We start from the raw sequence: 13,090 nt of genomic DNA, 5'->3' as shown, positions 1-13,090 counted from the left end.
AGTACTAACACTCCATTTTTAAAATTTAACAATGGGAGTCTAAATAACAAGAGCTAATTCATATAATAAGGCTGGTGGAGCACGTTTTATATTACAAAAATGAGATTGGGTATCCTTAGATATAAAAACATCGGCCTAGACCGATGTTTTGGGGTTGTCTGATGCAATAAAATTCACATAAACAGTGAGATAGCTAACCACTAATCCCAATATACTGTATAGACATGATAGCCAGCATACGGCTTAGGGGATAGTTGATGTTCGCCATAGGGCCAGCCTGTCCCCATTCCATCTGCCGCGATTCCTTCAATCCATTCTTCCACTTCCGCCAGAAGCGCACAGGTAAGAATATGAATGTTCTCAGCTGCAGGCCATAGCTCATCATCCTCAAGTGCTTCGGACCATTCATCGTGCATCCCAACATAAACACCTTGCACATCTGACCTATGTTCGATTTCTTTCAAGCAACGATAGATTTCTTTGATGGATGGTCGACCATAACCCCAATTATTGGGTGCGATAGACTCTTCATCTTCGTTTTCTAAAAAGTACTCATTTAATGTCACTACCGGACAGTGCACTGGATCGGCGGTCGATAAGGCGCTTAATTTATTGAGTAATTCCGTTCTCGTTGTCACTGACAATACTCCATTTCTAAGATTTGTTTCCAGCGAAGGTTTAACTGTTTTATCACATATGCAGGACTAATAATAAATCTGGCCATCCATTTTAGAGCAACAATATAATGCACTTTCAGGTTGCCTACAAAGAAGCTGTTTTCAAGACACCCAGCTTAAATGGCGTGGTAGTTAACCTCCGACTATAAGCATTAAATAAGAAGGTTTATATGCCGCGTCCTCTCAGAACTTAATAAGCCTTGAAGACATTCCCTATTACCATTGCTATAGCCGCGTTGTGCGGCGTGCTTTTTTATGTGGCGATGATGCCTATTCTGGGAGAAATTATGACCATCGCTGTAGTTGGGTTGAGTCACTACTGTTTGAACTTGAAGCCGTTTTTGCTATCGATGTTGCAGCCTTTGCGGTGATGTCAAATCATCTACATGTGGTGCTGCCAGTCGATATCGACAGTACCAATCGTTGGACTGATCGCGAAGTACTTGAGCAGTGGCATAAGTTGTTTAAAGGCGATGAGTTAACGCAAAAATCCGTTCAAGGAGAGCTAGTTGAGGCGCATGAGGTCAACCGATTAAAGCATTCAATCGCAATTTATCGCAGGCGATTATGCGATATTTCATGCCTAAGTTTTCAAAAGAGCGCGATGTTTGAATGAGCTAATAGCAAGACAAGCAAATCAAGAAGATAACTGTACAGGTCGCTTTTAGGAGGGACGGTTTTAATCACAGGCCTTACTTGATGAAGTTGCTGATTTAAAATGGTAGGCCTGATAATTTTCATTTCATTATCCTTGACCATGTGATCGCGGTGTTCGCGCTTCCTTATGCTGCAAATGGCGTCATCGAGCGCTTAGGGATAACTCATTTTTAAATCAAAGTCGGCGAGTCACTGGCGTAATAGTCTTAATCGTTGAGTGCATTGCACGAAAAGTTATTATTTTATAGTATGTTACTCAATTTTGATGCGTCACTTAACGCAGCAGGAGCTTAGTTTGTATGCGGGAATATGATGGAATTGAAAAGCGTTACCAAAGACCTGATGCCGATTTAGCTAAAAGTTTGATGATTATCGAAAATTTATTGGGTTTTACGCCGCTAGAGGATAGGTTGGAATTTGATTTGTCTTTTTGGGCTGGCGGCTCAGGTGTATTCGATAAGTTGGCGGTTTCATGTTCTGTGACTCCCGAGCAAATGGCACTCGCTCAAGATAAATTGAGACTCTATTCCCCAGAGGCAGCGATAGCATTGGATGAATGGCGTGATGATTTTATTTGGTTAGTGGAGGATGAAGACGTTTGTACCGATGTGTTGGTTAGGTCGGCGCATTTTATTAATCAGAATAAAGCGCCATTTCAAGATGTTTGTCTTAAAACGCAATCCATTTATTTCGCTTACATGAGTGATGTGAATGGCTGGACTGCGGTATGGGGTCAGCAAGATAGGCTCAATTATGCTTATTTCTGCCAAGGATAGCCTTTATCTGTAAGTGATTACCGACAATCGCCAGTTAAGTCTTATTTACCAGTCCGTAATCAAGGGCGTAGCTTTCAAGCTTGGCATCGAGATCATCTAGATCTTTATAAAACTCGTCATCGAGCTTATCAAGTACGCTGTACAGGTCTTGGTTATCGGTGGCGGCTAAATGACGATCTCTGTCTATTGGTACTGGCTTTTCGCCAAACACGGCCTGTTTTGCTTGGTGCAATAAGTTTAACGAGTGGCTTGCTCCCATTTGGATAAGTCCACGTTCGGCGAAGGCGTAATGCTCACCTGAAGAGTTGTCGAAATACTGAATAAATCCACCATTATAGACTTCGCCAGATAAGCAGTTCACCGCATAGTAGTTTTGTTCCTCTGGTCTAAGCGTATAAAAACCTTGATCTTTGTTATGTACCCTTACAACAAGATCTCGCCAAAAGGCTCGAAAGGGACAGGTTTTATCGAGTTCACGCTCTTGTTGGTAGTATTCCTTCGCACGCTCGAGGTTTGCACGTATGCCATTTTTGCAGGGCATGCATAAACCCTCATTTTTCTCGGCGGTACTCGGAAGGATTAAGGTGTTACATTCTTGGCAGGGGATTTTTTCCGACATGGTCTTTCCTTTGATACTCAAGTCAGTAAGAGAACTCACAGCTTCACAAGCTACCCATTGTTAAATTCTCTGTTTCTAGAGTTTACATTCCACAATTAAGCGTCTATTTACCTAACGTACTAGTTGTACTTTATATTCATCGCAATCAGCGGTTCGCGTGAGGCTTTTTCTGCGCGTAGGCGGGCGAGGTATTTTTCCCATAGATCCACTTGGTGGGTGGCGAGATCGTAGAGGACTTTCCACGAGAATAGGCCTGTGTCGTGGCCGTCATCGAAGACGATTTTCACTGCGTAGTTGCCGACGGGTTCAATGGCGCTGATGTTGACGTTTTTCTTGTGGGTGACCAGCTTTGGATTACCGTGACCATGCACTTCGGCCGAGGGCGAGTAGACTCTGAGCATCTCGCAGCTGAGCTGATATTGCTCACCATTATCGAAACTGATTTCTAGAATGCGCGATTTACGTTTCAGTTTAAGATCGGTGACATTGGGCGTTGCTGTGGTCATAGGTTGGCTACCAAGAAAATGCTAAGGATAGGATAACGACTCATTAAAATAACACCTGACTAATGTAACCACTCGCGGCCAAGGATACAAAGGGTAAGCGAGAGCCTTGGTCAGGCTTTTTCGTTTAAGTCACACTTTTGCATTTGAGTCGTTTACCGCCAAGTCGTTTGAGCTTGGCGGTGAACGGTTTAGTACTAGAGGATAAAGCGGCTGAGATCTTCGTCTTGGACTAAGTTGTCTAAGTGGGCGCTGACATAGTCGGCGTCGATAACAAAGGCGGAGCCCGATTTTTCCGATGCCTCGTAGGAGATATCTTCCATCAGCCTTTCCATCACAGTGTGTAAACGACGGGCGCCGATGTTTTCGGTGCGCTCGTTCACTTGCCATGCGGCTTTCGCAATGCTGTCGATACCCGATTCGCTGAATTCAACTTTCACGCCTTCTGTGCCCATCAGCGCGATATATTGCTCGGTGAGCGAGGCGTGTGGCTCGGTTAAAATGCGTTTAAAATCATTGGCTGATAGCGCATCTAACTCGACACGGATCGGTAAACGACCCTGTAATTCAGGAATTAAATCCGATGGTTTAGACATCTGGAATGCACCAGAGGCGATAAACAGTATGTGGTCGGTTTTTACCATGCCGTGTTTTGTGGTGACAGTGCAGCCTTCGATCAGCGGCAGTAAGTCACGTTGTACGCCTTCACGGGAAACGTCGGGGCCTGAGGTTTCGCCGCGCTTACAGATTTTGTCGATTTCGTCGAGGAACACTATGCCGTGTTGCTCAACCATTTCAATGGCTTGTTCTTTTAAATCTTCTTGATTGACCAGTTTGGCCGCTTCTTCTTCGATCAATAGCTTAAAGGCTTCTTTGATCTTCATCTTGCGACGTTTTGCTGGTGCTTGGCCCATGTTTTTAAACAGACTTTGCAGCTGGTTGGTCATTTCTTCCATGCCTGGAGGCGACATGATTTCAACACCAATTTGCGGTTGGGCCACATCGATATCGATTTCTTTATCGTCTAATTGGCCTTCGCGTAGCTTTTTGCGGAAGACTTGACGGGTATTTGAGTTGGAATCGGTTTCAGTGCTTTCCCAGTCGTTTTTCGGCTTAGGCAACAGGGCATCGAGAATGCGCTCTTCGGCATTTTCTTCGGCGCGTTGGCGACATTTGCCCATTTGCTGTTCACGGGTCAGCTTGATGGCTATATCGGTCAAGTCGCGGATGATTTGCTCGACTTCCTTACCGACATAACCCACTTCTGTGTATTTAGTCGCTTCGACCTTGATAAAAGGCGCGTTCGCCAGTTTGGCTAAACGGCGGGCAATTTCAGTTTTACCCACACCCGTTGGGCCAATCATTAGGATGTTTTTTGGGGTGACTTCTTGACGGAAGTCGGCGTCCAGTTGCATGCGGCGCCAGCGGTTACGCAGGGCGACAGCAACAGAACGTTTGGCCTTTTGTTGGCCAATAATGTGTGCATCCAGCTCGTGGACAATCTCACGGGGGGTCATTTCAGACATAATATTCCTCACGGGCTGTTTAGTAATTGAGTTCTTCAATCGTTTTGAATTGATTGGTAAATACGCAAATATCGCCCGCAATTGTTAAGGACTTTTCAGCAATTTCTAGCGCAGACAATTCGGTATTTTGCAGTAGGGCGAGCGCCGCAGCTTGGGCATAGTTGCCGCCTGAACCTATGGCAACTAAGTCATATTCTGGCTGTACGACATCACCGTTACCTGTGATGATCAGCGAGGCTTCGGCATCCGCAACAACGAGCATGGCTTCGAGTTTGCGCAGCATACGGTCGGTACGCCAATCTTTGGCAAGCTCAACGGCCGAGCGCAGTAAATGGCCTTGGTGCATTTCGAGTTTGGCCTCAAAACGCTCGAATAGGGTGAAAGCATCGGCGGTGCCGCCTGCAAAACCTGCCAGTACCTTGTTGTGATATAAGCGACGCACTTTTTTGGCGTTACCTTTCATTACGGTATTGCCTAGGGAGACTTGGCCATCGCCGGCGATGACAACTTGATTATTACGGCGTACTGATACGATAGTGGTCACAATGAATCCTCTTCTCTGGCCCGCAATGACAAATCATGCGGTGGATGATGCAGTAGATATGGGGATAGATGACAATAATTCAAGTTATAGCGAGAAAAGCCAAAGGAGTTTGCGAACTTTCGCGCTCCTTTAGCAATAAAAATAAGCGCTTATTGGGAAAGTGTGGATCGACCTACAATAGTGCGGCCATCGAAGGGATAGTATTTTAAATCCCAGTTTTCACTGCCTAAACGACGATCATCTGAGACATAATTGAAATAGCAAAAGGTATTTGGATTAGTTATTGGGCCGCCACTGTACCAATAAACAATGTCAGTGTTGGGCACTTGCTGCCAGTCGAAGTGATTAGCTAGGACAAATTCATTGTTTCCAATTAGGTTGTGCCATAGCTCACCGCAAAACTCGCCCTGTAATTGGGTTCCTGCATTACTGCTACTTGCTGTATCGATACCGAGTGGAAATCCAGTGGAGGTTGAATCTATTTTTCCATCACCATAACAGGCGAGATCTTGGATATAACCAGAGTGACCGCCCGCAAGCCAACAACTGTGGTAAAGCTTAACACCAGAGGTAAAGGCCGCAAATGCGGTTTTGGCTCTGGCATCGTGAGCATCTTGGCCTAGGTTTAAAAACCGTGGTGCTGCGACCACGGCCAAGATCCCAAGGATGATAATGACCACAACCAGTTCTATTAATGTAAAACCCTTCGATGACTGCAAACGACTCATATTGCTCACCTATCTGTTAGAGGGGGATATTCTAACGGAACTTCGATTCGCAATCAGTAAGTCATTGATAGTATTTATTTGTTTAACATTCTGTTTAACGTTTTGGTTACATGAACTCAAATAGAAGCGGGCAAGCCGCAAAATGGCAAGCCATCACTTCATCTTTCAATGCCATCTGCCGAATGTAAACGACTTATAAAGCGGTTTCGTCTATGACGCGGTAGCGGGTTTGTACATAGCCATTGTCGTATTGCTGTGTGTGGATGGGCATTAATTGTATGGCTTGGGGGACGTCACTAAAGAGGGGAATGCCTTTACCCAGTAAAGTGGGGATACGAGTGAGCGTGAGCTCCTGAATTAGCCCCGCCGCTAAAAAACCTTGGATCGTTTGTCCACCATCGATATAGAGATGCTTAAAGCCACGGGTTTTGAGTTGTTCGCTAATGCTTGCTGCATCGCCATTAAGCACTTGTACGTGCTCACTTAACGCCGACGGCACAGTTACACCGCTGCGGCTTAATACAAACACTGGGATATTTACATAAGGCCAATCACAATCGAAGGAGAGGACTTTTTCAAAGCTTTTACGTCCCATCACTATCGCATCGACAGTGTCGATAAAAGCATGGTAACCAAAATCTTCATCGGGATTTGTACTGGGATGCTGGTTTAAAAAGTCGATATCCCCATCGGGCGTTGCGATATAGCCGTCGAGGGTCGCGGCAATAAAAACGGAGGCTTTCATTCATCTTCCTTAAAGCTATTTTCGCGCGTGTTTCTCTAGTGATTCTTTTAGTGCTTGTTGCTGAGCGAGGCAGTCCTGTTTTGCTTTGCCCGACATATCGTTACACGTTTGACCTTTATCTGGGCCTTCCAATATGGCGGCTGCAACATAAACAGCGGCATCGGCTGCATTGCATTCTTGTTTGCTGTAGGGGGAATTTGTATCACATTTTGAATTAAGCGGCCCAACGCAGCCACTCATGCATGTCAAGGCTAATGCGCTAAAACTGAGTAATATTAAAGGCTTGAACATTCGCTCTTCCATGATTCTTGTTATTTAAGACGGTTGGAAAGTATATAACTGCTTTGCAGGCTGAGCGAGAACTGGATCGTTTCATTTCCACTTTGGTTGTTATCTCGGAGTAAGGCATTCGCGGGTGGGAGAAAAAATCCCCGAGGGCATAGTTACCCTCGGGTGGAGGTTCAAAAAGCAGTGGATTTCTTGAGCGCCTGCGGGGCACAAAGGAAGGAACCTATGGCGTGATTGTGCGGGCTGATACGATATTTAACAAAGCCAAATGCACAAACTGCGACAGCTTGTCGCAGGTAGAATGAATTTGTTATGCAGTAAGCCCACCTTACAGGGTAAATCTATATTGCAAAGTGAAGCTTCACACCTGCGGTATTGCTTCACTTCGTTATATGTTTTCTTCTTGCTAATGTGTGAGGCTGTGTATACGTTTAGGTATTTGTTTTTAAAAGGCAAATCGCAGCTGGTACACTGTCGATTCCACATTCCTCTAATGTTTTGCTCATACTTTGTACAAATTCAATTTTATGCTGCCTAACGACTTGATAAAGCTGAAAACACATCACGATATCACTTTCAGATAGTCCTTTATTTTTAAAGGCCATAGCAGATAAATAGCTGCGGATCATAAAACAATCGAGTACGAGTAAACGGAATGCTTCCCAAGATAATTGCTGTGAGTCTAGTAAGGGGAAATGGTAGTGGTAAATTGAATACAAAATATATCGTTCAAAAAGTTCCGTATGGTTAACCAATGCGGGTACTGCATGCTCAGCCCATGCTTGATTCAACGCATCAATTTGATAGTTATTTTCTTCATTACACAGTGCAGCAACAGCCTGATTTAATGAAGTAAATCTTGCGCGTACACCTCTGGAATGAGTTTTACACAACTCATTATGGACAGCAATAAAAGCGTGCATCTGCGGCTGTGGGGAATAAGGTAAGTTTTTATATTGCTCTCCCAATGCGCCTGACTGTGCATACAATTTTAGTTGTTGTAAGCGCTTATCTAGTTCTTCTATTGGTAAGATATTTTGACGAACTTGGTCACTGACCTTGATTAATAGCCCTATGGCTAGCAGTGCTTGTTGCCAACCACCTCCCAAATTCAATAATAGGTCCAGACTGTATTCATGGGTTTTCTCTAGCCATGTAGGACTTGGCGTTGAAGGCTGTTTTATGCCACTTATATTGGAATCAAATTGGAAAGCATTAGGATTAAATAACACTGAGCGAGCGACTTCTGGGCAAGATAGATAGAGGCTTTCGTATTTATTACCGCCAATGACTTTGTGGATCCTTGGATAAGTTTTACATGTATGACTTAAGGCCTGTTCACCCGCTTTTGCATGGATATCACAAAGCTTATGTTCGTTAACAAATGGACATGCACCTTGCGCATTAAGTCTAATGTCGGCCCAATCGCTTGTACTTTTCTTTGTTTCAATAAATGCTGTCTTCGATGTTGTAGCGAGCAGTGGGTGTTTAATCGTGTTTTTATAGCTCTTTTTATCAAATGATATTCGCCAATCGTAACAGCAACTGTCTTCACATTCAGGTCCAACACATTGGAATTGAGTGACATAACCGGGTTTTATTATGAGGTTGTCCATCGGTAATTTCGTCAAATTTACAGTAATTTAGGACAAAGGTAACAAATCAAACTGCCTTATTCCAGTTTTGTTAAATGACGATTAGATATCAGCTAATTTAGGTAAAATTAATATTTAACTCTTCTCAGCTAGTGCGCTAGACGTTTTTTGATTAGAACTTGTACGCTTATTAGAATGCCATTTATTTCGCACTGCATATTGGTTCATTATTTATAAAACAGAATGTAGATTGCCTAAGTGTTGCACTAGCTCTGCCATATTATTCACTTCGAGTTTCTTCATGATTTTTGCGCGGTGCACTTCAATCGTGCGCAAGGATAAAAACATCGCCTCCGAGATTTGCTTGTTAGTCATTCCTTGGATCACATGGGCTAACACTTGCTGTTCGCGCTCGGTCAGTTGGTCAAACTTATGCTGCAGACTTTGCTGCTCGAAGGCCGCTTGGCTTTCACGCTGTGCTTTTTCTATCGCTTGTACTAATGCCTTACCCGATACGGGTTTTTGAAAAAAGTCGCAGGCTCCCTTACGAAATGCGCTGAGTGCCATAGGTAAATCGCCGTGGCCAGTGAGAAATATCACGCCTAGCGGGCTGTGGGTTTCGATCAGTTTTTGCTGCACTTCTTGGCCGGTGATTTCTGGCATTCGACTATCTAAAATCACGCAGCCCGCCTGCGATAATGCACAGTGCGCAAGGAAGTCGCGGCCGCTGTTGAAGGTTTGCACTTGATAGCCAAATTGTCCGAGCATAAAGCCCAGTGAATCCAGAATCGCTTCATCGTCATCGACTAGATAGAGTGGCAATTTTATCGACATGGTGTTCCTTGTAGGGCGGTAAGCATGCTATCAGCTTAAGCTGGGTGCGGAGTGCGCTCAATTTTAAGCCTAGGTCTTGGGAGGTGCATCACTAAATTAGCCAATCCCCTCTGGGCATAAACCAGAGTTTGGCGGCATTTCACAGCTTGATTTTTATCTGCGAGCTAAAGTCGTTCCATGACAATGGCATATAAGAGTGGGTAATAGAGGCGATGACGATTGACTCTTGGTGTAAAGCGATATTGATGGGATTCTTGCTGAGTGTCATTGGGCTTAATCCGTCCAATGCCAGCGAAGTGACAGAAGTGAACCATTTTAGAGTCGGAGTGCTGGCAAATCATGGCGTGTTACAGGCCAAGCAGCGTTGGCAACCTATGATGGATTACCTCAGTGAGCAAGTGCCTAATAGTCATTTTGAAGTCGTGCCTGTGGATTTTAATGGCATGCGTAGTCAGTTACTTGAGCATGATTTGCAGTTTATCGTCACTAACCCTGGGCAATATCTGCATCTAAGTAACAACTTCCCGCTGTCTTGGCTTGCGACAATGAAGAGCCGTAAGCATCAAGGCAGCACTTTTACCATAGGCGCGACCATTATTGTCCGCGCCGACAGCCCTATCCGTACCTTGCAGGATTTGCGCGGGCGCAATGTGGTCGCCAGTGATCCGCAGGCTTTGGGGGGGTATCAAGCGGCAATGGGGTTACTGCATAAAATGGGGTTTTTACCCGAACAATTTTTTGGGCAAGTGCGCTTCCTCGGGTTCCCGTTAGAACCGCTTATCTATCAAGTCAGAGATGGCAGTGCCGACGCCGCAATAGCGCCTTTTTGTACCTTAGAGGAAATGATCGCAACGGGTCTTGTTAATCAGGTCGATTATCGGGTTATCCATCCTGCCACGCCTGCAGGATATGATTGCGAGGTGAGCACTCAGTTATACCCAAACTGGTCATTCGCTGCGGCGGATACGGTTTCTCCTAAGTTGACGATGGCGATTACCCGTGCCTTATTCGATTTACCCGCCGATCATATTGCAGCAATTACCGCCGATACTTTGGGCTGGACTGCGCCCGTAAGCCAGTTAAAAGTGATTGAGTTATTTAAAGAATTACAACTACAGGGAGCATCACCACCACTTTATCAAACCGTATACAAATGGATGGCAAAAAATAAAGAATGGGGTGGTGCACTGTTGTTAATTTTCATTATTTCCACCATTTATCACCTGTGGCTTGAATATAAGTTTCGCCAGAAAAGTGAGTTTTTAGTTAGCACTGAGCGTCAATTAAAGGACAAGGCACTGCAGCTTGAGCGACTGCAAAGTGCGGCGATTCTTGGGGAAATAGGTGCAGGACTTGCCCATGAACTCAATCAACCCATAGCCGCCATTACCCAATACAGCGAAGGTGCCATGCTGCAACTGGAAAGGCTTGGGCAAGATAATCCGGAACTCTATGATGTACTCGGTAAAATTAATGCGCAGTCGATTCGCGCCGGAGCGGTTGTGCATCGTATTCGCGGTTTACTCAAGCGGCGTCAGGCCAAGACCGAACCTTTAGATATAGTGCCAGTGGTGAAAGAAGCTTTAGCTCTGTTGCGGCGCGAGCTAGACCGAGCGAATGTGCAAGTGAATGTGCGAGTGCAGGGTGAGCCCTTTGAACTGATGGGCGATAGCGTTGGTTTAAGTCAAATGTGGGTCAATTTAGTAAAAAATAGCTTAGATGCGTTAGAAACCTGCGGCGATAATCGTGTGCGTCAATTATGGATCGATATCTATTATCATCCTAATGAAATCAAAGTGTTAGTTATTGATAATGGCGAAGGGCTACAGGGGCAGGCGAGTGAGTTGATGGCATCTTTTGCCTCAACCAAAGATGCGGGATTAGGGCTTGGCTTAGCCATCTGTAAGGATGTGGTTACCCGCCATCACGGCAGCATTCAAATCGAAAACTGTCAGCAATCCACGCAAGCTTTACTGCCTTGGCAACAGGGCTGTGTGGTGACAGTCGTACTTCCCAAGGGATAGGGTTATACACTTATGAGTAACCCTTAATGTGCGCATTAGCGGAGCATCCGATAGCCTTTATTGGTTAGCGGTTAATATTAATAAAAGCATCATTTTCATAATAATATTTTGCTGCACTAATTAATTCATTTAGCCCCGCTTCAGAATTTTGTTGCAGCAAATTATTCTTAATACTTTGCAAATCTGACACACTTAAGAAGCTTTTATAACCAATAGATGTTGGGTAAATTGGTTCATCATCACTACCACGATCTTCTTCTGTGTCATCGTCAAGTACAAGACATAATATCGAGTCATTAATTTCTTTATTAGAAGGTATATATACATCCCACTTCCAATCTAAAGATTCAATATTATCCAACATGTTCTTGAGAGTTAATTCTAAACGCATTACGCACCTTTTGTGATACAGCTAGTCATTCCCGCGCCTTATTTGCGGTTAGTTTTGGGATGGAAAAGCCTTCGCTTGATCTCTGATCCACTTCATTCATAACTGTAGATATTTACCAAAATATTCATCGACAGTTTTATGGCAGTATTTATCTTCACCTCGCCAATACTCAGCGAACACCCAGTCATTTTTGCCTTTAGAAGGGCGATTGTAGCTCCTTGGTCGTAACACTCCAATACTGGCTAAAATCTCTATTAATACCTGCCTTTCTGCTTTACTGGACTTTACGACCTTAGCCAATCTTTTTTCAAGGGCACTGGGATAATCAGTAGATTCCGAACTTTCGATAGTGTTTAATATTTCTTTGAAACAATTTAAGTCTTCATCAGTTGGGTCAGGGATATCCGTATTTATAAATTGGTTTAAGTCAAAATATGTATATAAAATATCGCCATGACGGACACCACCCCATTTGATACGCTCGAAATTCAATACGTTTATATCTGTGTTGTTATAGTTGTGACTGCCCCTTATCCCGTATTTGCTGTCTCGGCATACACCGCAGGTGTAGGAGTGTGAAGTTGGTTTTCCGTCGGAATATGAAGTGCCGGATATAACGGGTGTATATTTATGCTCTGGGATATTTTTGGCAATTGAATAGGATGATAAAGAAGATCTTAAGTCTAAGCGGCGAGTTGTCAGGCTACTTAAAAAACCTTTAGCAATTTGTGCTCTGGATATTGTTTTTACTATTTTTGCAATGGTATCTATGCAGTCATCATGAGAAATCGAAATCGGATCAAACATCAATCCTTGTGACTTTGCGTACTCAAAATCTCCATCAGATAAGAGTCTATCTTTTGAGTCTATCCATCCATTTTTCCAGTAGGTGGAGAATAATATTTTCTTCGCTTTCTTATCCATATTCGAATTAATGCTTTCACTTAACGTCTGAGTATTAATGTGTAGCGTTGTTTGCGAGACATAAATCACTTGTTCGACTTGGCTACTACGACGATGTTAATTGGTGTGAATGATGCTATAGGAATTTGTTTTGACAGGGTAGTGGTTTTTATACAACTTGGGTGGTAATTGCTTGATATTGTTTTAGCTTTATCATTACGTTTGCATTATTAGTGACGTTGATTTCGAGTATTCTGGCCTTACATTTTGGTTGACACAG

At 44.0% G+C, this 13,090-nt stretch carries 14 protein-coding genes and 1 pseudogene; 3 read left to right on the top strand and 12 right to left on the bottom strand.

All coding sequences use genetic code 11. From position 1 onward, the window contains the following. Window positions 1-200: 200 nt before the first annotated feature. Window positions 201-638, bottom strand: coding sequence for a hypothetical protein (locus tag L5M51_RS12300; RefSeq protein ID WP_263172983.1), 438 nt, complete (start codon window positions 636-638; stop codon window positions 201-203). Between the two features lie 209 nt (window positions 639-847). On the opposite strand from L5M51_RS12300, the pseudogene L5M51_RS12295 reads away from it, so the two are divergent. Further along, window positions 848-1,342: pseudogene (locus L5M51_RS12295) on the top strand (transposase); the annotation flags it as partial. Window positions 1,343-1,633: 291 nt separating this feature from the next. Next, complete coding sequence (locus L5M51_RS12290) at window positions 1,634-2,110, top strand: hypothetical protein (RefSeq protein WP_263172981.1); 477 nt, start codon at window positions 1,634-1,636, stop codon at window positions 2,108-2,110. 34 nt (window positions 2,111-2,144) lie between these two features. On the opposite strand, the gene L5M51_RS12285 is transcribed toward L5M51_RS12290, so the two are convergent. From L5M51_RS12285 to L5M51_RS12245, 9 genes are all read right to left on the bottom strand, one after another. Beyond that, on the bottom strand, window positions 2,145-2,729 hold the full coding sequence (locus L5M51_RS12285; protein ID WP_263172979.1) for a DMP19 family protein: 585 nt from the start codon (window positions 2,727-2,729) through the stop codon (window positions 2,145-2,147). A 119-nt stretch (window positions 2,730-2,848) separates the two neighbouring features. Next, window positions 2,849-3,235, bottom strand: coding sequence for a gamma-butyrobetaine hydroxylase-like domain-containing protein (locus L5M51_RS12280; RefSeq protein ID WP_063883307.1), 387 nt, complete (start codon window positions 3,233-3,235; stop codon window positions 2,849-2,851). Window positions 3,236-3,429: 194 nt separating this feature from the next. After that, entirely contained in the window at window positions 3,430-4,758 is a 1,329-nt protein-coding gene (gene hslU, locus L5M51_RS12275) for an HslU--HslV peptidase ATPase subunit (protein WP_105251238.1), read from the bottom strand. Between the two features lie 19 nt (window positions 4,759-4,777). After that, window positions 4,778-5,302 carry an ATP-dependent protease subunit HslV gene (hslV, locus tag L5M51_RS12270; RefSeq protein WP_011918556.1) on the bottom strand — a complete coding sequence of 175 codons (525 nt, stop codon included), beginning with the start codon at window positions 5,300-5,302 and terminating at the stop codon, window positions 4,778-4,780. Between the two features lie 149 nt (window positions 5,303-5,451). Continuing rightward, window positions 5,452-6,030, bottom strand: a complete 579-nt coding sequence (locus tag L5M51_RS12265; protein ID WP_261274000.1) for a type II secretion system protein — start codon at window positions 6,028-6,030, stop codon at window positions 5,452-5,454. A 193-nt stretch (window positions 6,031-6,223) separates the two neighbouring features. Next, a complete protein-coding gene (locus L5M51_RS12260; protein ID WP_107946418.1) occupies window positions 6,224-6,775 on the bottom strand; it encodes a dihydrofolate reductase family protein in 552 nt (183 codons plus the stop codon). Between the two features lie 15 nt (window positions 6,776-6,790). Further along, a complete protein-coding gene (locus L5M51_RS12255; protein WP_006087082.1) occupies window positions 6,791-7,066 on the bottom strand; it encodes a hypothetical protein in 276 nt (91 codons plus the stop codon). A 428-nt stretch (window positions 7,067-7,494) separates the two neighbouring features. Continuing rightward, window positions 7,495-8,679, bottom strand: a complete 1,185-nt coding sequence (fliB, locus tag L5M51_RS12250; protein WP_263172968.1) for a flagellin lysine-N-methylase — start codon at window positions 8,677-8,679, stop codon at window positions 7,495-7,497. Window positions 8,680-8,889: 210 nt separating this feature from the next. Next, window positions 8,890-9,492: a response regulator transcription factor gene (locus tag L5M51_RS12245; protein WP_263172966.1), complete on the bottom strand. Its 603-nt coding sequence runs from the start codon at window positions 9,490-9,492 to the stop codon at window positions 8,890-8,892. Window positions 9,493-9,704: 212 nt separating this feature from the next. On the opposite strand from L5M51_RS12245, the gene L5M51_RS12240 reads away from it, so the two are divergent. Next, complete coding sequence (locus tag L5M51_RS12240) at window positions 9,705-11,516, top strand: PhnD/SsuA/transferrin family substrate-binding protein (RefSeq protein ID WP_263172964.1); 1,812 nt, start codon at window positions 9,705-9,707, stop codon at window positions 11,514-11,516. A gap of 64 nt (window positions 11,517-11,580) precedes the next feature. Here the strand turns inward: L5M51_RS12240 and L5M51_RS12235 are convergent, their stop codons facing one another. Beyond that, window positions 11,581-11,907 carry a hypothetical protein gene (locus L5M51_RS12235; RefSeq protein ID WP_263172962.1) on the bottom strand — a complete coding sequence of 109 codons (327 nt, stop codon included), beginning with the start codon at window positions 11,905-11,907 and terminating at the stop codon, window positions 11,581-11,583. A gap of 96 nt (window positions 11,908-12,003) precedes the next feature. After that, a complete protein-coding gene (locus L5M51_RS12230) occupies window positions 12,004-12,831 on the bottom strand; it encodes a hypothetical protein (protein ID WP_263172959.1) in 828 nt (275 codons plus the stop codon). Between the last annotated feature and the right edge of the window lie 259 nt (window positions 12,832-13,090).

Origin of the sequence: Shewanella sp. SM73, from assembly GCF_025653795.1 — a bacterium.
Taxonomy (GTDB): Bacteria; Pseudomonadota; Gammaproteobacteria; order Enterobacterales; family Shewanellaceae; genus Shewanella; species Shewanella oncorhynchi.
Note: the sequence above shows the minus strand (reverse complement) of the source record. Positions and strands in the feature narration are given on the sequence as shown.